The sequence below is a fragment of the Natrinema versiforme genome, from assembly GCF_005576615.1.
Classification (GTDB): domain Archaea; phylum Halobacteriota; class Halobacteria; order Halobacteriales; family Natrialbaceae; genus Natrinema; species Natrinema versiforme_A.
Genome location: NZ_CP040330.1, coordinates 849198 through 865617, shown reverse-complemented (window position 1 = coordinate 865617; position 16420 = coordinate 849198). Strand labels below are relative to the sequence as shown.

The following is a 16420-nucleotide window of genomic DNA, read 5'->3' as shown; positions in this document are numbered from 1 at the left end:
CCTCCCAAACGAACGGCATACTGAAAGGATTGTTCTATCTCGTCGGTTTGGAGGGCATGATTCACATATTTCCTCATTTGTGTCTACTCTATAAGCAATACAGCTTTGACTGTACTTACCGCTAACTTGTGTTTATGCGTATAAGGAGTCCCGAATGACCGTCGCTTTTTATGCCTCTCCCGGGAAGTCGTTCGGATCGAGTACAGACACTTCCCACGTCCCCGTATCAGTCCGCGTCACTCGCACTGGTTGATCTTTCACATTGCCCTCTTCATCGACCATCCAAGCGCCCGAAGCTCGCCCTTCGGGAGCACAACACCGCCCGACGTACGACCAACTTGTGTCAACTGGTGGATCGGCATGGCTACGTTCCTAACTGGTACTGAATCTGTTTAAACATTGGTTTCACCAGTACGATACTATGATATTCCTGACCGCTATCATTCGCGCTCGAGTCTCATCGAAGCATGGGTGCAGACAACCCGCCACCGACTGACGAGAAGCTTCCCGACGAGGTTTACCACGACCGGAATCTCCTCGCGATCGCCTTCGCGAGAGCGATCCGCCTTACTTGGGGACCGAACACCGCCGGCTGGTACTGGTACGACGGGTGGCCGGTCGTCTGGGTCGATACTCCGACCGGCCAGAAATCCTGGCACGTCACTCCCGGCCTCGAGGATGTCCTCGAGCGCTCGTCGCTCCAACAGACCGAGCCGACGGGCGGCTACGACGGCCACTCGAGGACACTAAAGAACTGCCGACTCGCCCACCATACCACCGGAGACCACTGATGACCGAGCGCTCGAGTTCGGATCGAAAGACTGCGATCTATTCGATCTTTGCTCGACTTCGACGAGAAATCGAGTCCGCTCCCCGATTGAACAGATGCCAGACGGTCGCACTCACTCCGTTCGCGCGCTGCGACTGGCGTGTTCAAATCGGTTCAGGATGAATTTCTCACTGCTCACGTTGTTCGCAGGAGAAATCCGCCCTCCCCGATTTGAACGGGGGGCAAGTCGATCTACAGTCGACTGCTCTACCAGTCTGAGCTAAGGGCGGGCGCACTCAAACGTAGCCGCCGTAATGCACATAAGGGTTATTATTCGGAACGGGCGCGGACGTGTCGCGAGCCACGAACGGCAGCATGATTGATATGGGAGGCGTGAGAAGAGGGGGACAACTCGCCTATGAGCAAGATCACGTTCCGCGCCGACGACGACCTCGTCGAACAACTCGAGGGGCTCGAGGCCTCCAAGAGCGAAGCGATGCGAGAAGCGCTCCGCTCGTATCTCGAGGGCGACGGGTCGGCACGGAGCGGCGACGAGCGGTCGGAGACGGGACGTGAGGGAGAGGGTGCCATCGACGAACTGGTTCGCGAACGGGTCGACGAGCGACTCGCGACGCAGTTGCGGGAACTCGGCCTCGAGCGCGCCAACGCGCGTACGCGTGAATCGACTTCGACCGATCCACAGGACATCACGATCTCGATCTCGCTCGAGGGAGCGACGGCCGCGTCCGAGGAGGCGGTGCAGATCGAACGCGACCACGCGCGTGAGACGACCGACGGAACCCGACAGCCCGGTCGGACGCAGGCACAGCCGGACACGCAATCCGAGGCGGACGTAACCTGCAACCAGTGTGGTGACCAGCTCGACGGCGACCACGTCTACTGTCCGAACTGCGGCGAAAAGGCGTCGCGGCGACTGTTCTGTGATTGCGGCGACGAGGTCCGATCGGACTGGTCGTTCTGTCCGGGCTGCGGTCGTCGGACGCCCGCGGCGGACGTACTCGAGTCCGACAGTAGCCAGTACTGACCAGTGTAAGACGCTGAAAGTCACCCTCGCCGAAAGTTTTATTATTCAAGCCGGACATCCAACTATTCGCGTAAGACGGATTGTCTTACACCCGTCGACAAGACGGGAAATCGCCCGATGTCGGGCGGTTACGACGTAAGACACGCCGCGTCTGACAGGGGCGCGCCACCGTCTTACCCAACGGGGAATACAACCATGGAGCGTGTGACACTGCGAATTCCGAAACAGCAGATCGAAGAGGTAGAGCAATTGGTCGATTCGGGCGAGTTCCCGAACCGGAGCGAGGCGATCCGGTCGGCCGTCCGCGAGATGATCAACGAACAGGGAGACGGTCCCAGCGAACAGACCGGCAAACGCAACTGGGCCAAGGTGTAACGATGCAGGATATCGTTCAAGACGCCCTCGAGAACGCGGAGGAGGAGGCCCGGGAGATGGACGCCTCGATGGACGACGACGAGTTCGGGGAGCCCCGAATCGTCATCGTCGGCTGTGGCGGTGCCGGGAACAACACCATCAACCGGCTGTACAACATCGGCGTCGACGGTGCCGACACCGTGGCGATCAACACGGACAAGCAGCACCTCAAGATGATCGAGGCCGACACGAAGATCCTGGTCGGCAAGTCGCTCACGAACGGGCTCGGTGCCGGCGGCGACCCGTCGATGGGCGAACGCGCGACCGAGATGGCCCAGGGCACGATCAAGGAGGTCCTCGGCGATGCGGACCTCGTGTTCGTGACTGCCGGGATGGGCGGTGGCACCGGCACGGGTGCCGCCCCCGTCGTCTCGAAGATCGCCAAGGAGCAGGGTGCGATCGTCGTCGGAATGGTCTCGACGCCGTTCAACGTCGAGCGCGCCCGCACGGTGAAAGCCGAGGAAGGCCTCGAGAAGCTGCGCGAGCAGGCCGACTCGATCATCGTGCTGGACAACAACCGACTGCTCGATTACGTCCCGAACCTGCCGATCGGCAAGGCGTTCTCGGTGATGGACCAGATCATCGCCGAGACAGTCAAGGGGATCTCGGAGACGATCACCCAGCCGTCCCTGATCAATCTGGACTACGCGGACATGTCCACGATCATGAATCAGGGCGGCGTCGCGGTGATGCTCGTCGGCGAGACCCAGGACAAGAACAAGACCGACGAGGTCGTCAAGGACGCGATGAACCACCCGCTGCTGGACGTCGACTACCGCGGCGCGAGCGGCGGACTCGTCCACATCACCGGCGGCCCCGATCTCACGCTGAAAGAGGCCGAGGGTATTGCCGACAACATCACCGAGCGCCTCGAGGCCTCGGCGAACGTCATCTGGGGCGCGCGGATCCAGGAGAACTACAAGGGCAAGGTGCGGGTCATGGCGATCATGACCGGCGTCCAGAGCGCACAGGTGCTCGGTCCGACGACCCAGAAGCAGGCCGACAAGTCCCGCCAGAGCATCGAGGGCGTGAGCGAGGCCGACTTCGACGCGAGCAAGAACGTCGAAACCGGCGGCTCCGGCTTCGGCGCACAGAGCGACGGCGGCCGCGAGGAAGTCGACCGACAGAACGGCGTCGACGTTATCCGATAGTCGACGATCGCGGCACGGACACACCACTGACACACCACCTTCGTGCCGACTCGGTTTCGTCGATCGCGTTTTATCGTCGATTCGTTCCCTCGAGAGTCATCGCTCGCCACAGCGTGGCGTCCGTCTCGAACGACCGCCAGTCGCCGGACTGACTTGCCAGCATCGCTACTCCTGCGGCGGCCGTTTACGGTCGTATACAACCGTGCTTCGAGATTCGTCCGACGATACAGCGAGCCCGTGCGAGGGAAAGAGTTTCATCGAGTTATCCATTGAGGGGACGGTATGTCGCTCGAGACCGTGTCTTGAAAGCCGTCGGGCTTCTCGTCGGCGGATATCTACTGTTTATGGCGTTCCTCGCGATGGGGCCCATCGGCTGGCTGGTGTTCGGAACGTTACTCGCGGTCGGCGTCATACAGGTTCATCGGAAGCGAGCCACGGAGACCAGTCGACCGGACGATGTGAGCGGATACTGCCCCGACTGCGACGTGACGGTCGATCTCGAGGTTGCCGACGGTGATGGCGAGGGCGGAGACCGCGCGGATCCGTCGGATCCATCGGTTCGATACTGTCCGAACTGTGGCGAGTCGATCGACTCCGACGGAGATGTCGAGAACGCTGCCGACTCGAGAGACGCTCGTCGGGCGACCGGCACGACGAACTGTGCCGCCTGTGGTGCGCCGAACGATCCGGAGCGAACGACGTGCAAACACTGCGACGCGGCGCTCTCGTGACGCTCGGTTAGGCCAGCGACTCGAGCAGCGAGCACTTCCGACAGACCTCTCGAGTGGTCGTCGAGCCGCACTCGACGCACTCCCGGAGGTCGGCACCGTCATCGCCGGCGTACTTCTCGGCCGCGATGTCGGCCAGTTCCTCGTAGCCGGAAAGGATCGAGTGGCGAGTGCCGGGGTGGTTCTCCTCGAGATCGTAGAGGAGTTGCTGGATCTCGCCGCGGTAGGCCTCGCTGGCGTGGGGACACTCGGTGATGTGTGCCGGGAGGTCGTTGATGTGGGCGTACAGCGCGATCTCTTTTTCGGGGACGTCCCGCAGCGGCTTCGCGCGCGGGACGAACTCGTCTTGGTCCTCGCGGTCCGACAGCGAGCCGAGGCTGGCGTCGAAGTGTTTGGCCATCTGTTCGACGTCGCCCTCGAGGATGTTCATGAGCGCGGTCTGGGCCTCGTCGTCTAAGTTGTGGCCCGTGAGGAGGAGATCGGCCTCGAGTTCGTCGGCGTACTCCGAGAGGAGGTCCCGGCGGAAGACGCCGCAGTAGGCACAGGGAGCCATGTTTTCGGGGTCATCTTCGACGACATCGTCCATCCGGACGCCGAACTCGTCTTCGTAACTGACGAGTTCGTGGCGGATGTCGAGGTCCTCGCTGAGTTCGACGCAGGCGTCGACCGATTTGTCGCGGTAGCCCTCGATCCCCTCGTGAATCGTCAGCCCGACGAGTTCGATGCGGGGGTCGTCGGCGAACGTGTCGTGGAGGATCTGCGTGAGCACGACGCTGTCCTTGCCGCCGGAGAGCCCGATCACCCACGTCTGGGGGTTCTCGGGGGTCGCATCGTGGGGGACGAGGTCGTCCCGTCGGACCCGGCGGCGCACCCGCTTTTCGACCGACTCGCGGAAGTGGTCCTCACAAAGGTGTGCCCCGGAGTAGGCGGCGTGCATGACCGCCTCCTGGTCACAGCGATTACAGTCCATTAGCGGTCCGTTGTCGGTCGCCGCCAATCACGGTTTCGTCTGGCGGAGACGGCGGACCCGTCCACTCAGACCGGTACCGCCGAGCGCTCCTCGACGGTGTCGGCCCCCTCCTCGAGTGCGGCTAACAGGAGGTCGACGTACCGCTCGCGGCCGCGGGAGGAGAACAGTTCGTGGCCGCCGTTGTAGAGAACGACGTGTTCGGCGGGGACCCGCTCGCCGATCGGGTGGAGGCTCACGACGGGATCGCGCAGCGAACAGAAGACGACGGCGTCGTGGTCGATCGTCAGCAGTTCGTCCTGTGCACGGCGGGTTTCCCGAACGAAGGCCGGCGAGACCCACGAGGGCGTCGTCTGGAGTTGGTGATCGGTCGCTTCCTCACCTAGCGCCTCCCGATCGAGGTCGATCGGCAGACACGGGAACGTCGTCGGGAGTTTCGACACCGCCTCCAACACCGGTTCCGGGAACCCCTCACCGTACCCCCACCACGGACTCAGATAGACGTGGTTGGCCGCGCCGTCGAGGGCCTGTGCGACGAGCGCGCCCGCGCTGTGGCCCAGCAACTGGTACCCCTCGAGGTCGCGGACGTACTCGGCGACCGGCTCGAGCCAGTCGGCTTTGAAGTCGTCGATGTTCGTGGGGAGTTCGAACGCGTGGACCCGGTAGCCGACCTCGGTCAACTGCCCGATGAGCCAGCTGACGTTCTCGTGGGTCCAGCGGTTGCCCCAGCCCATGACGAAGACGAGTTCGTCGTCGCCGTCCTCGTTGAAGATCCGATGTCGCATAGGCTTGTGTTCACCGGGAACCGGTAAAAAACCTGATTTCTCGACAACCCGCTCGAGACCGCGCCCCCGGCGTCGCTGAGAAACGACTTTGCGCGTCGATGCCCAAGGGCGACCGATGACTGGATTTGACCGCAGTGACGCGGTCGATCGCCTCGAGCGATTCGTCGACACCGTCGAGGACGACCGGCTGCCGGTGCCCGTCCGCGAGGTGTGGGCGCTCGGCGATATCGCGCTCGGCCTCGATCCCGTCGAGCGACTGGATATCTACGTGACCAAGGACGTGTTGCTGCGCGACGACAGCGAGCCGACGGCATCGAGCGACGACGGAACCGAGTCGAACGCAGGTGACCCGAACGCCCGGTTCCGCGAGTCCCACGGCATCGAGGGCGTCGGGAAATCGGTTCGGGCCGACTGGGCCCGCGAACATCCCGACTACCTTCGCGCCAATGCGAACGGCCACGCCGCGCCCGAGCAGTGTCTCGCCGCACACCTCCTCGGGGACGACGAGCCGATCCATCTCGAGGTCTGTAACGCCTCGTTCGAGGACAACGTCACGCAGCGACTGCGCGGCGCGCAACTCCGGGAGGATTACACCCAGTTGCTCGACCCGCGCGGGGTCTGTCTGTGGGCCGACGGCACCAGAAGCGACGACGCGTTCCGGAAGCTCCGGGAGAGCGAACTGGCGCTGCCGACGCTGTCCGCCGCCCTCGAGATGCTCGGCATGGACGACGACGAGGCCGACGCGGCGGCCCGGGAGCTCCACTCGTGGCGCGAACGACAGGACGGCGTGACGGTTCGCGGCGACGTCGTCTGACGCGCCGATCGGCCCCTACCTGCAGCCGCTCCGTCCTACCTGACCGCCGCGCTGTCCTGTAGGTCTGCGATCGCCGCGCGAACATCCTCGAGCCGCTTTGCGACCGTCGCGCGGTCGACGTGGACGACGCCGCTCTGCCGGTCGTAGTCGACCATTCCGGCCTCGTCCAGTTTCGGCAGGTGGACGTGGCGGAGTTCCGTCTCGACGGCCCGCCGGTCGGGCTCAGCCGACCCCGTCTCCGGTGCTCGCTCGATGACGTAGTCGACGAGGTCCTCGGATGCGACGCTCTCTGTCCCCGTCCGCATCGCGTATCGGCAGAGGGACCGGCGACGCGGGTCACTCAATGCAGCAAACGACAGATCTATCGAATTTCGCTTTTCGTCCCCGTCCGCATGCCGGTCTGCCATTGCGTATCAATGGACGGATCCGTCGGATAGCTCCGACGCGGAAGTATTCACGTCCTTTATCCGTCCGGATCGTTCGTGATCGTCGGAGCCGAAACCGAAAAACCACACCGATACCTACCGACGGTATCTCGCCACGATGCTACTCGCTACGCTCCTCATCGACTATCCTATTCTCCGCGAAACGCTCTCGCACACATCGGACGTAACGGTCACGTGGGAACAGTCCGACCTCACCGAAGACGGTGACCACCAACTGCTCGTCTGGGTCGACGGCGACGAGTTCGCGGCGTTCGACGCCGCGCTCGAGGCCGATCCGACCGTCACCGCTCCCGTCCGAGTGGTCGAGTTCGACGAGCGTCGCCTCTACCAACTCGAATTGACGCCCGAGGGCCACCGATCGAGCGTGTATCCGCTCGTGATCGAAGAGGGCGGCGTCTTACAGGAGGTGACCGCGACGAGCGAGGGGTGGCGCTTTCGCGTCGCCTTTCCCAGCGACGAGGCGCTCGAGCGGTTTTACGCCTTCTTCGTGGAGCAGGATCTGGAGGTCGAACTCCGGAAGCTGTACGAGAAAGGAGAGAGCGTCGGCGGTGCGGGGACGCGCTCGGAGTTCGGCATGACGGAGTACCAGCACGAGGCGCTCGTCGCCGCCGTCGACGCCGGCTACCTCGACATTCCGCGATCGTGTTCGCTCGCGGAACTCGGCGACCGACTCGGGATCTCGCCGAACGCGACGTCGGAACGCTTTCGTCGCGGCGTGAAAACGCTCATCGAGAACACGGTGTACCCCGCCGACCAGTCGTCGTAGCGCACGGTCACTCGTTCTCGGCGATACCGGGGGCCGAAAGCGACGCCGGACGCTCCGAGACGAGCCACGTGGGGACGACTCGCGTGAGGACGACCATCCCGGTCAGTTCCACCAGCGTCTGCGTGACGACGACCGCCGGTGCCAGCTCGTAGCCCGCCGGGAGCGCCAGCGCCAGCGGGAGCACGACCAGCGAGTTCCGCGTCACGGAGGTAAAGACGAGCGCGCGGCTCTCGCCGGTATTCAGTCGGAGAAGTCCGGCCGCCACCCGACCCAGCAGGGGCATGACGACGAGAAACGCGACGTATACCGGGACGACCGCTGCGATCTGCCCGATCGAATCCCCGACTCGAGGGAGCTGCGAGGCGATCACGACCAGCAGGGTCGCACCCATCATCGGGACCGGAAGCCACCCCATCGCGTCCTGCCACCGGCGTCCGGTCGCCGACCGCGTCGCCCCCAGTTCGGTGAGCCACGCGAGGGTAAGCGGCAAGGCGATGAGCAGGAGGAATGCCTCGAGGAAGGGGTCGGGGTCGACGACGGCGGCGATCCGACTCCCCATGAACAGCCAGAGATAGCCCGGCAGGAGGAGCAACTGGAGGACCAACAGCGCCGGCGTCGCGGCGGTGAGCTGCTCGGCGTCCCCGTCAGCGAGGTCGGTAAACGGGATCACGTAGTCGATACAGGGCGTCAGCAACACCATGAACGCGCCGACGAGCAAGACCGGTTCCTGCGGGAGAACTCGGGTGAGTCCGTAGACGACGATCGGAACGACGAGAAAATTCATCCCGAGCGCGCCGGCCATGAACCGGCCGTTCGTAAACGCCGCACGGAACCGACCGAACGGAATCTCGAGGAAGGTTACGTACAGGAGGACCGCCAAAACGGGTGTGATGAGCCGCTCGAAGAACGGCGCGGCTGCCGGCCACGCCACGCCGACGCCGAGGGCGAGCAGGACCGAGACCGCGTACACGGCGATCTGGTTGCGTTGGACCCACTCGTTAGAAGGCATCACCGGACGTTGGTGCGAGAACCGTAAATGGGGCGCGGTCTCTCAGCACGCACAGATCGGACGAGAGTCGAGACGCCGACTCAGGGGATGTCGCTCCGGCGGAACCAGAGCTGGGCCGCGATCAGGAGGACGACGGTCATCGCGACGAGGACGCCCGTGCCGACGAGGTCGTAGCTGCCCTCGAGCAGGATCTCGTTCGGATCGTAGTACCGCATCGGTGCGATCGCGCCGACGGGTTCGGCGTCGGTGCCGGTCAGGAGCGACTCGGAGAGGAACAGCGCGAACGTGACGCCGAGCGCGACCCGCTGGGCGATCGCCGCGCGGTCGAAGACGACCGACGCGAGCAGGCCGATCCCCGCACAGGCGAAGAGGTAGGGAATCGAGAGGAGATGGACCGCGAGCACGTCAGTCGCGGCGAGGGGATGGTCGATCAGTCGCGCGCCGACGTAGACGACGATCGGCGGCAGGACGTTCGCGCCGACGATCGGCACCGCCATCGCGGCGAATCGCTCGCCGACCAACCGTGTTCGGGAGATCGGCATCGCCAGCAACACGTCCATCCGACCGCGGTCGACATCGTCGGCGATCGTTCCCGCCGTGGCGTAGGCCAGATACAGCCCCAGCAGGATGATCCATCCGAACGTATAGAGTTCGAACGAGAGGAACCCGCCCAGACTGGCCATCGTCCGGACGCCCATCACCTGCAGAATCGGCTCGGGATAGGCCGCCAGCAGTTGCTCCAGATCGACCTCGGCCTCGAACGAGGGATAGACCCAGATGACCATCGCGGCGAGCAGCGAGAGCCCGATCGAGAGATAGAGGCTCCCCCGCACTCGATGTCGGCCGTCGTACCGCGTCAGTTCAAACATCGTCGTCCCCGTCGTCCGTCGCAGTGGCACCGGCGGCCACGCGATCGCTTCCGTCCGATCCATCGGCCGCGCCGTCGCCGCCGTAAAACCGCATGAATACCTCCTCGAGCGGCGCTTCTTCGATCGAGAGATCGAGCAGCCGGTATGACCGAAGCACCTCGAGCAGCGCGTTGACGTCGCCGGTGAACGTGAACACGTACTCGCTCCCGCCGCTCGACACGTTCTCGGTATCGGTCTCGAGGTCGTGGACGCCGTCGATCTCGAGCGACTGAACCGGGATCGACTTCGCGGCGTGTAAACGGACGAGTTTGCCGCTTCTGTCCAGCAGCGATTCGACCGGTTCGACCGTGACCAACTGCCCGTTTCGGATGATGCCGACGCGATCGCACAGCTTTCGCACCTCGCTTAAGATATGCGAGGAGAAAAACACCGTCAGTCCGCGCTCCCGTTCGGCCCGGAGAAACTCCGTAAACCGCTGCTGGAGCAGCGGGTCCAGCCCGCTGGTGGGTTCGTCGAGGATCACCAGCTCGGGATCGTGCATGAACGTCGTCACGAGCCCCAACTTCTGGACGTTCCCCCGCGAGTACGCCCGGATCTCGCGGTCCAGCGGCGGGTCGAACAACTCGAGCAGTTCGGCGCTGCGCTCGTCTCCCTTGATCGAGCCGTGCAGGTCGAGGAGTTCCTGACCGGTCGCCGTCTCGTCGAACGCCGGGCTGTCGGGCAGATAGCCGATTCGGCGCTTGGCCTCGAGCAGTTGCTCCTCGTCGGTCACGTCGCGGCCCAGCAGCCGCGCCGAGCCGGCGGTCGGCGAGATGAATCCGAGCAGCGTCCGGATCGTCGTCGTCTTGCCCGCGCCGTTCGGGCCGAGGTAGCCGAATATCTCGCCGCGCTCGACATCGAACGTGACATCGTCGTTGGCGAGGACCTCCCCGTAGGATTTGGTGAGCCCCTCGAGTTCGATCGCGGCCATACATGCTAGTAGCGTCGTGACACCATTGCTGTGGCGGTCCGACGCGTTAGAGCGGGGTCCTGACAGTTTTCGTTACCAAAATCATTTATTACAGGACGTGGCCCGGGGACGTATGAGCGATATACTCGCACGAAACCTCGACGGAAAGCCCGTCGTCGGAATCGACGGTACTGACTTCGGCACGCTCTATACCATCACGATGGACCTCGAGTCCGGCGCGCTCCGCGACCTCGTCGTCGACGCTCGCGGACGGGCTTCGACGGGCGACACCGCTCGAGCCGACGGCGATGACCGGCTACAGATCCCCGTCAGCCGCGTCGAGACGGTGAACGATCGGATCGTCATTCAGTCCGGGGAGTGAGTGAGCGCTCCGCGGTGATCACGGCCCGCTCTCGGAAACCCGGCCGACGGTCACGAAGAACGGAACCGCTTCTTCGCGGCGGTACTTCCCCGCTTCCATCTGGTCGATGACGGTCCGCCCCATCTCCCGCCACGACCCGCGGAGGTCGTCGTACTCCGCCTCGGTCAACGCCCCCGAGAGCATCGTCTCGCGGTCGTCGGCCAACCCCGCGCCGGTCGCCTTTCGGCGGGCCGCGACCAGCGCCGGCTCGCCGTAGGGCGGTTCGACCGTCCGAACGTGGTCGTACCGGCGCGTTTCGCACACCTCGAGTCCCGCCGTCTCGAACGCCTCGCGGGCGTCGGCCCCGAGCGACACGTCCGTCCGCACGCCGTCGAGGTAGGCCCGCCGCGCCCGCCGCTCGAGGTCGTCTTCGGCGTCGACGCTCGAGTCGACCTCGACGGCGGCGTTGTCGGGTTCGACGGCCGCGACGAGGTCCCGCGAAACGCGAGCGAACTCGGCCAGCGCCGCGGCGGGCTCGGGGAGGTTGATCAGCAAGGCCTGACAGACGACGAGGTCGAACGCGTCGTCGGGGAACGGCAGCCGAACGGCGTCGCCGGTGACGACCGGCACGTGCTCGCTCGCGGCCGCGAGCAGATCGGAGTCGGCGTCACAGCCGATCACTTCGCCCGGCGACTCCGCCGCGAGGACGCGACTCAGTTCGCCGGTGCCACAGCCCACGTCCAGAACGCGGTCGCGAGACTCGAGGGCGAGCGGCTCGAGGGCCGCCCGGGAATCGGCCCACATCCCCGCTCGGGTCCGGCTGAGGTAGGATTCTGAGAACTCGCGCACGGACCGTCCTACGCCTATCTCGAGTAAAAACGGGTCGGTTTCTCGAGCGCTCGAGACGGGTTAGTCGTCCCGCAGTTCTCGGACCTTCTCGATGTTCCACGCGAAGCCGCGGCCGTCCTCGGTCGGCGTCTCGAGCGCGAACGGCAGGTCCCGCAGATCGGGGTGGTTCACGATCGCTTTCATGCCGTCCTCGCCGATGTACCCCTCGCCGACGTGGGCGTGTTCGTCCTTGTGGGTTCCCACGTCGTGTTTCGAGTCGTTGAGGTGGATGTACTCGAGGTACTCCAGTCCGACCTCGTCGTCGAAGCGGCCGACGGTCTCGTCGACCGCCTCGGGCGTCGTGAGGTCGTTGCCCGCGACGAGCGTGTGGGCGGTGTCGATACAGATGCCGATGTCCGTCTCGGTGCGGTCGATGATTCCCGCGAGGTGCTCGAACTCGCCGCCGAGTTTCGTTCCGCTGCCCGCGTCGGACTCGATGAGGATCGTCACGTCGTCGGGCACCTCGAGGTCGTCGATGACGCTCGCGGCGTTGTCGAGGCCGCCCTCGACGCCCGCGCCGGTGTGGGCCCCGAGGTGGACGTTTACGTACGGAATGCCGAGTCGCTCGGCGGCGTCGAGTTCCGCCTGCATACTCTCCATGGACTTCCGGCGGAGGTCGTCTTTCGGCGTGCAGAGATTGACGAGGTAGGACGAGTGAATGACCCACGGCCCCTCGAGTTCCTCGTCGGTCTCGTCCCGGAAGCCCACGGCGGCCTCGTCGCCGATTTCGGGCTGTTGCCAGACCTGCGGCGAGGTGGTGAAGATCTGTCCGCAGTTACCGCCGAAGGCGAGTTGGCGGTGGACCGCGTTGCGGAGATCGTCGTACGGCGGGGTTTCCTCGTCGGAAGAGACGCGCGAACCGGAGATCGAAACGTGTGCACCGACCTTCATGGCCACTCGTCAGTACCGGTTCGTGATAGGTACTTCGGAGCGAGTCGAGTCACCGGAATCGACGGCGCTGGAAGGCGCTCAAGCGATCCGGACGACGGCCCACCGACTGCGGGCAGTCACCCCTCTCCGGCCTCGAGCACCTCCCGATTCCGGACCCACGCATTGCTCCCGAACTTCCGGTCGGCGAGGTCCCGCGCAGCCTCGAGTTCGCCGTCCCGCCACGTCGATACCTCGGCATCACACCAGTCCCGCAGCGAATTCGCGATCGTCTCGACCGCGCCGTCCCGGTCGAGACCCGCCTCGTCGCGGACGCTCGTCACCCGGTCGGTGAAGGTCGATTCCTCGAGTTCGGCGTCGAACACGCCGACGTGTGCCCGGGGCTCGAGGGCGTAACTGATCGAGCCGTGCTGGATGACCACGTCGCGCTGGCGGTACTGTGCGTTCCCGCTGATCTTTTTCGCCTCGTCGCCCGCGTCCGCCGGTGCGACGATGTCGTGTGCCGGGTTGATATCCCGCAGGTAACACGAGGGCTGGTAGATGGCGTCCTGTTCGGCCGACGCGAAGGCGGCGTCGACGCCCATCCGGTCGAAGGCCTCGAGGATCGGCTCGCAGAACAGTTCGTAACAGTCCATCAGGTTCCCGGGGACCTCGTCGGCGGGAGCCACGATCGTATAGGAGATGTCGGCGAACCGGTCGTGGTAGATGCCACCGCCGCCGGTCTGACGCCGCGTCACGTCGACCCCCTCGCGCTCGCAGAAGTCCCAGTCGACGGTGTCGGCGTCCTGTCGGTACCCCAACGAGAGCGTACTCGGTTCCCACGAGTAGGTTCGGACCGTTCGGATCCCGTCCTCGAGGGCCGTCCCCGCCGCGATCTCCTCGAGGGCCATCTGCGTCGCTCCGTTCCGAGGCTCGTCCCGGATCAGCCGCCAGTCCCGATCCGCGAGATCCGTATCGGTCGAACGGTCTGTGGCGTCGCTCATATCCCACCAATCGCGCTCGAGGGGGTTAGAGATAGGGTTCGGACGGCCGTGGACCTGAATCCGGAACGGGGCCGTGTCCGCGGACGGGTCACCTGCGTGTTCGATTCCCAGTTCCGAAGAACTCCTCGAGGTGTTTATTCGCTGTCGTGAACTCGGTCGACGTATCGATGGCGATGATCTCGGAACGCGTTGCGGACGGCGTCTACCGGTGCGGGAGCGAGCGAGTGAACTGGTACCTCGTGGAGACGGCCGACGGCATCACAGTCGTCGATACCGGCTTCCCGGCACACTGGGATCAGTTCGACGGGCAACTCGAGACGATGGGCTACGGCGTGACGGATGTCGACGCCTGCATACTGACGCACGCGCATCCCGATCACGCGGGGTTCGCCGAGCGACTCCGCAGGGAAGCCGGGGTCTCGGTGTGGCTCCACGAAGCCGACGCCGCACACGCTCGAGGCGACGCCGAGGTGACTCTCACTAAAGGAATCGTTCGCCTCTGGCGGCCGGAACTCTCCCGGTATGCGGTCGAGTTCGTTCGCTCGGGTGGCCTTTCCGTCCCGCCGCTGACGACGTTTCGGACGGTCGCGGACGGCGAGACGCTCGACGTGCCGGGCTCGCCGCGAGTCGTTCACACCCCCGGCCACAGCGAGGGGCACGTCGCGTACCACTTCCCGGAACAGGAGGCCCTCTTCTGTGGCGACGAACTCGTCACGACCGATTTCGTCGCCGGTCGCGGCCACCAGCCGCAACTGCTCACCGACTGGTTCAACCCGGATCACGACCGCGCGTACGAGTCGTTGTCCCGACTCGAGTCGATCGGCGAGGTCCTCCTCCTGCCGGGTCACGGCAAGCCGTGGCGCGGTCATACCGAAACGGCCGTCGAACTCGCTCGAGAGCGAGAAAAACGGAAATAACGATTCGTCCGCGAACGGCGATACCCGTTGAACCGACGCCCACTCTCCGTCGTTGAGAGGACGACGAAATCCGACGCGAACACGACGGTGAACGGCCGCCGTCCGGAGGAGGAGTACGGTATATAGAACTCGATTTAGTATATCGATATGGGATTTATGCCGTGATGGCGCGTCAGTAGCCCGGCCGGCGAGGCCGACGGAGACGACTCCTCTCGCTAACTGTGACGCATTCGAGCGTTCGTCACGCCGTTTTTACGTACACGCCGGCTACCCCCTCCCATGGTGCGAAACGTCGCCGGGTTGCTCCCGGAACTCGAGGACGAGGACTTCTATCTCCTCTCGGGGGTCGAACAGGGGATGCGGTTCTCCGAGTGGGTCCAGCGGGAGAAGCTCCCGAAGTTCGCCAATCTGACCGAAGAGGAAGTCGACTACCGGCTCGAGCGCTGTCTCAAGCGCGGGTTAGTCGAGAAGAAGACGATCCAGTACGAGGGCTACACCCTCCAGTTCGAGGGCTACGATACGCTCGCCTTGCGAGCGCTCGTCGAGCAGGACACGATCTCGGAGTTCGGCTCGCCGCTGGGCGTCGGCAAGGAAAGCGACGTCTACGAGGTCAAGTCGTACAAACCGCTCGCGCTGAAGTACCACCGCGAGGGGTATACGAACTTCCGGAAGGTCCACAAGGAACGGGACTACACCTCGGACAACGACCACGTCTCGTGGATGTACACCGCCCGGAAGGCCGCCGAGCGCGAACACGACATCTTGGAGGAACTCTACCCCGACGTGGCGGTCCCCCAGCCGATCGGCCAGAACCGCCACGCCATCGTCATGGAGAAAATGGACGGCGTCGAGCTCTCCCAAACCCGACTCGAGGACGAGCAGGTACTCGGCGTCCTCGAGTTGCTGCTGACTGAGATGTCGCGCGCGTACGCGAATGGGTACGTCCACGCCGACATGAGCGAGTACAACGTCTTCGTCAATGAGGAGGGTGTCAAAGTCTTCGACTGGCCCCAAGCCGTGCCGACGGACCACGAGAACGCAGCGGAGTTCCTGCGGCGCGATCTGACGAACATCGTGGGCTACTTCCGCCGCAAGTACCCCCAGCACGTGCCCGAGGATCTCGCGAGCGACGACATCGCTCGCGCCATCGAGGACGAGTCGTTCGAGTCGGTCGAGGCTCATCTGTAGCGGTCCGGACTCGAATTCTGTGGGTACAGCTCGATCGGCCGTCGATCTCGCTGTTTTCTCGGTTTTCACCTCGAGTACGGATTTCGACCGTTCGAGAGCGACGCGCTCGCGGTTCGTCTTGCTGATTCGGTCGAAGCACTGTTCGTCCCACTATAAATCAAATATCGCGATACCAAATGGTAAACGAACTGCACACAGATTTTGCGTTTGGATTTCTACAAACCACCAACTCAATAACACTTATTGCCGATGTTGAGCTGATCAGCACTTTAGGAGAGGCGGCACAACCTCCGAAGATGAATTTGATGTGTAGCTTATTTACAGCATTGGAAAGAGAGAATTAGACGATCAGTAGGTGTGCTTACTGAACGGAGATGGGTACACGTAGTCGGCCGGTGGTTCGAAGAATCTGGGATAGCGTGGGAGCTTCGCTCTCACTGAACCTCACTCGTTTTCTCCGGTCATTCACATGACGGCCGCAAT

General features: G+C 64.2%; 19 protein-coding genes and 1 tRNA gene. 10 read left to right on the top strand and 10 right to left on the bottom strand.

Features of this window, described 5'->3' with window-relative positions; genetic code table 11:
• Positions 1–467 precede the first annotated feature (467 nt).
• Positions 468–791: a hypothetical protein gene (locus FEJ81_RS04205; RefSeq protein ID WP_138244099.1), complete on the top strand. Its 324-nt coding sequence runs from the start codon at positions 468–470 to the stop codon at positions 789–791.
• Positions 792–985: 194 nt separating this feature from the next.
• Here FEJ81_RS04205 and FEJ81_RS04200 read toward each other — a convergent pair.
• Positions 986–1059: transfer RNA gene (locus FEJ81_RS04200), tRNA-Tyr, on the bottom strand.
• 128 nt (positions 1060–1187) lie between these two features.
• Between FEJ81_RS04200 and FEJ81_RS04195 the strand changes: the two genes are divergently transcribed.
• The 4 genes from FEJ81_RS04195 to FEJ81_RS04180 all read left to right on the top strand — a co-directional run bounded on the left by FEJ81_RS04195 (position 1188) and on the right by FEJ81_RS04180 (position 4110).
• A complete protein-coding gene (locus FEJ81_RS04195) occupies positions 1188–1814 on the top strand; it encodes a double zinc ribbon domain-containing protein (RefSeq protein WP_138244098.1) in 627 nt (208 codons plus the stop codon).
• Between the two features lie 195 nt (positions 1815–2009).
• Complete coding sequence (locus FEJ81_RS04190) at positions 2010–2189, top strand: ribbon-helix-helix domain-containing protein (protein WP_138244097.1); 180 nt, start codon at positions 2010–2012, stop codon at positions 2187–2189.
• 2 nt (positions 2190–2191) lie between these two features.
• Entirely contained in the window at positions 2192–3379 is a 1188-nt protein-coding gene (gene ftsZ / locus FEJ81_RS04185; RefSeq protein ID WP_138244096.1) for a cell division protein FtsZ, read from the top strand.
• Positions 3380–3723: 344 nt separating this feature from the next.
• Positions 3724–4110, top strand: coding sequence for a hypothetical protein (locus FEJ81_RS04180; RefSeq protein WP_138244095.1), 387 nt, complete (start codon positions 3724–3726; stop codon positions 4108–4110).
• Between the two features lie 7 nt (positions 4111–4117).
• On the opposite strand, the gene ncsA is transcribed toward FEJ81_RS04180, so the two are convergent.
• Both ncsA and FEJ81_RS04170 read right to left on the bottom strand, forming a co-directional pair.
• Positions 4118–5077, bottom strand: coding sequence for a tRNA 2-thiolation protein NcsA (gene ncsA, locus FEJ81_RS04175; protein ID WP_138244094.1), 960 nt, complete (start codon positions 5075–5077; stop codon positions 4118–4120).
• Positions 5078–5142: 65 nt separating this feature from the next.
• A complete protein-coding gene (locus FEJ81_RS04170) occupies positions 5143–5859 on the bottom strand; it encodes an alpha/beta fold hydrolase (RefSeq protein WP_138244093.1) in 717 nt (238 codons plus the stop codon).
• 115 nt (positions 5860–5974) lie between these two features.
• Between FEJ81_RS04170 and FEJ81_RS04165 the strand changes: the two genes are divergently transcribed.
• A complete protein-coding gene (locus tag FEJ81_RS04165; RefSeq protein WP_138244092.1) occupies positions 5975–6673 on the top strand; it encodes a DUF7095 family protein in 699 nt (232 codons plus the stop codon).
• Positions 6674–6708: 35 nt separating this feature from the next.
• Here FEJ81_RS04165 and FEJ81_RS04160 read toward each other — a convergent pair whose 3' ends face one another.
• A complete protein-coding gene (locus tag FEJ81_RS04160; protein WP_138244091.1) occupies positions 6709–7080 on the bottom strand; it encodes a DUF7344 domain-containing protein in 372 nt (123 codons plus the stop codon).
• A gap of 136 nt (positions 7081–7216) precedes the next feature.
• On the opposite strand from FEJ81_RS04160, the gene FEJ81_RS04155 reads away from it, so the two are divergent.
• A complete protein-coding gene (locus tag FEJ81_RS04155) occupies positions 7217–7885 on the top strand; it encodes a helix-turn-helix domain-containing protein (protein WP_138244090.1) in 669 nt (222 codons plus the stop codon).
• A 7-nt stretch (positions 7886–7892) separates the two neighbouring features.
• Here FEJ81_RS04155 and FEJ81_RS04150 read toward each other — a convergent pair whose 3' ends face one another.
• The 3 genes from FEJ81_RS04150 to FEJ81_RS04140 all read right to left on the bottom strand — a co-directional run bounded on the left by FEJ81_RS04150 (position 7893) and on the right by FEJ81_RS04140 (position 10733).
• Entirely contained in the window at positions 7893–8894 is a 1002-nt protein-coding gene (locus tag FEJ81_RS04150; protein WP_138244089.1) for an arsenic resistance protein, read from the bottom strand.
• An 80-nt stretch (positions 8895–8974) separates the two neighbouring features.
• The gene (locus FEJ81_RS04145; protein WP_138246713.1) at positions 8975–9763 is read right to left on the bottom strand and encodes an ABC transporter permease; all 789 of its coding nucleotides are present in this window, start codon (positions 9761–9763) and stop codon (positions 8975–8977) included.
• The gene (locus FEJ81_RS04140) at positions 9756–10733 is read right to left on the bottom strand and encodes an ABC transporter ATP-binding protein (protein WP_138244088.1); all 978 of its coding nucleotides are present in this window, start codon (positions 10731–10733) and stop codon (positions 9756–9758) included. The genes FEJ81_RS04145 and FEJ81_RS04140 overlap by 8 nt, the downstream gene beginning before the upstream one ends.
• A 112-nt stretch (positions 10734–10845) precedes the next feature.
• Here FEJ81_RS04140 and FEJ81_RS04135 point away from each other — a divergent pair, with 112 nt between their 5' ends.
• Positions 10846–11094: a PRC-barrel domain-containing protein gene (locus FEJ81_RS04135; protein WP_138244087.1), complete on the top strand. Its 249-nt coding sequence runs from the start codon at positions 10846–10848 to the stop codon at positions 11092–11094.
• A gap of 18 nt (positions 11095–11112) precedes the next feature.
• Here FEJ81_RS04135 and FEJ81_RS04130 read toward each other — a convergent pair whose 3' ends face one another.
• The 3 genes from FEJ81_RS04130 to FEJ81_RS04120 form a co-directional block, all read right to left on the bottom strand.
• Positions 11113–11922: a class I SAM-dependent methyltransferase gene (locus FEJ81_RS04130; RefSeq protein ID WP_138244086.1), complete on the bottom strand. Its 810-nt coding sequence runs from the start codon at positions 11920–11922 to the stop codon at positions 11113–11115.
• Positions 11923–11982: 60 nt separating this feature from the next.
• Positions 11983–12852, bottom strand: a complete 870-nt coding sequence (locus FEJ81_RS04125) for a deoxyribonuclease IV (protein ID WP_138244085.1) — start codon at positions 12850–12852, stop codon at positions 11983–11985.
• A gap of 116 nt (positions 12853–12968) precedes the next feature.
• Entirely contained in the window at positions 12969–13832 is an 864-nt protein-coding gene (locus FEJ81_RS04120; RefSeq protein ID WP_138244084.1) for a lipoate--protein ligase family protein, read from the bottom strand.
• Between the two features lie 167 nt (positions 13833–13999).
• Between FEJ81_RS04120 and FEJ81_RS04115 the strand changes: the two genes are divergently transcribed.
• Complete coding sequence (locus FEJ81_RS04115) at positions 14000–14749, top strand: MBL fold metallo-hydrolase (protein ID WP_138244083.1); 750 nt, start codon at positions 14000–14002, stop codon at positions 14747–14749.
• A gap of 279 nt (positions 14750–15028) precedes the next feature.
• The gene (locus tag FEJ81_RS04110; RefSeq protein ID WP_138244082.1) at positions 15029–15937 is read left to right on the top strand and encodes a serine/threonine-protein kinase RIO2; all 909 of its coding nucleotides are present in this window, start codon (positions 15029–15031) and stop codon (positions 15935–15937) included.
• The last annotated feature ends 483 nt before the right edge of the window (positions 15938–16420 follow it).

Excerpts from the sequence above, each read along its gene's own strand:
- FEJ81_RS04205 (WP_138244099.1), top strand. The coding sequence starts at position 468 with ATGGGTGCAGACAACCCGCCACCGACTGACGAGAAGCTTCCCGACGAG.
- FEJ81_RS04195 (WP_138244098.1), top strand. The coding sequence starts at position 1,188 with ATGAGCAAGATCACGTTCCGCGCCGACGACGACCTCGTCGAACAACTC.
- FEJ81_RS04190 (WP_138244097.1), top strand. The coding sequence starts at position 2,010 with ATGGAGCGTGTGACACTGCGAATTCCGAAACAGCAGATCGAAGAGGTA.
- ftsZ (WP_138244096.1), top strand. The coding sequence starts at position 2,192 with ATGCAGGATATCGTTCAAGACGCCCTCGAGAACGCGGAGGAGGAGGCC.
- FEJ81_RS04180 (WP_138244095.1), top strand. The coding sequence starts at position 3,724 with ATGGCGTTCCTCGCGATGGGGCCCATCGGCTGGCTGGTGTTCGGAACG.
- ncsA (WP_138244094.1), bottom strand. The coding sequence starts at position 5,077 with ATGGACTGTAATCGCTGTGACCAGGAGGCGGTCATGCACGCCGCCTAC.
- FEJ81_RS04170 (WP_138244093.1), bottom strand. The coding sequence starts at position 5,859 with ATGCGACATCGGATCTTCAACGAGGACGGCGACGACGAACTCGTCTTC.
- FEJ81_RS04165 (WP_138244092.1), top strand. The coding sequence starts at position 5,975 with ATGACTGGATTTGACCGCAGTGACGCGGTCGATCGCCTCGAGCGATTC.
- FEJ81_RS04160 (WP_138244091.1), bottom strand. The coding sequence starts at position 7,080 with ATGGCAGACCGGCATGCGGACGGGGACGAAAAGCGAAATTCGATAGAT.
- FEJ81_RS04155 (WP_138244090.1), top strand. The coding sequence starts at position 7,217 with ATGCTACTCGCTACGCTCCTCATCGACTATCCTATTCTCCGCGAAACG.
- FEJ81_RS04150 (WP_138244089.1), bottom strand. The coding sequence starts at position 8,894 with ATGCCTTCTAACGAGTGGGTCCAACGCAACCAGATCGCCGTGTACGCG.
- FEJ81_RS04145 (WP_138246713.1), bottom strand. The coding sequence starts at position 9,763 with ATGTTTGAACTGACGCGGTACGACGGCCGACATCGAGTGCGGGGGAGC.
- FEJ81_RS04140 (WP_138244088.1), bottom strand. The coding sequence starts at position 10,733 with ATGGCCGCGATCGAACTCGAGGGGCTCACCAAATCCTACGGGGAGGTC.
- FEJ81_RS04135 (WP_138244087.1), top strand. The coding sequence starts at position 10,846 with ATGAGCGATATACTCGCACGAAACCTCGACGGAAAGCCCGTCGTCGGA.
- FEJ81_RS04125 (WP_138244085.1), bottom strand. The coding sequence starts at position 12,852 with ATGAAGGTCGGTGCACACGTTTCGATCTCCGGTTCGCGCGTCTCTTCC.
- FEJ81_RS04120 (WP_138244084.1), bottom strand. The coding sequence starts at position 13,832 with ATGAGCGACGCCACAGACCGTTCGACCGATACGGATCTCGCGGATCGG.
- FEJ81_RS04115 (WP_138244083.1), top strand. The coding sequence starts at position 14,000 with ATGGCGATGATCTCGGAACGCGTTGCGGACGGCGTCTACCGGTGCGGG.
- FEJ81_RS04110 (WP_138244082.1), top strand. The coding sequence starts at position 15,029 with ATGGTGCGAAACGTCGCCGGGTTGCTCCCGGAACTCGAGGACGAGGAC.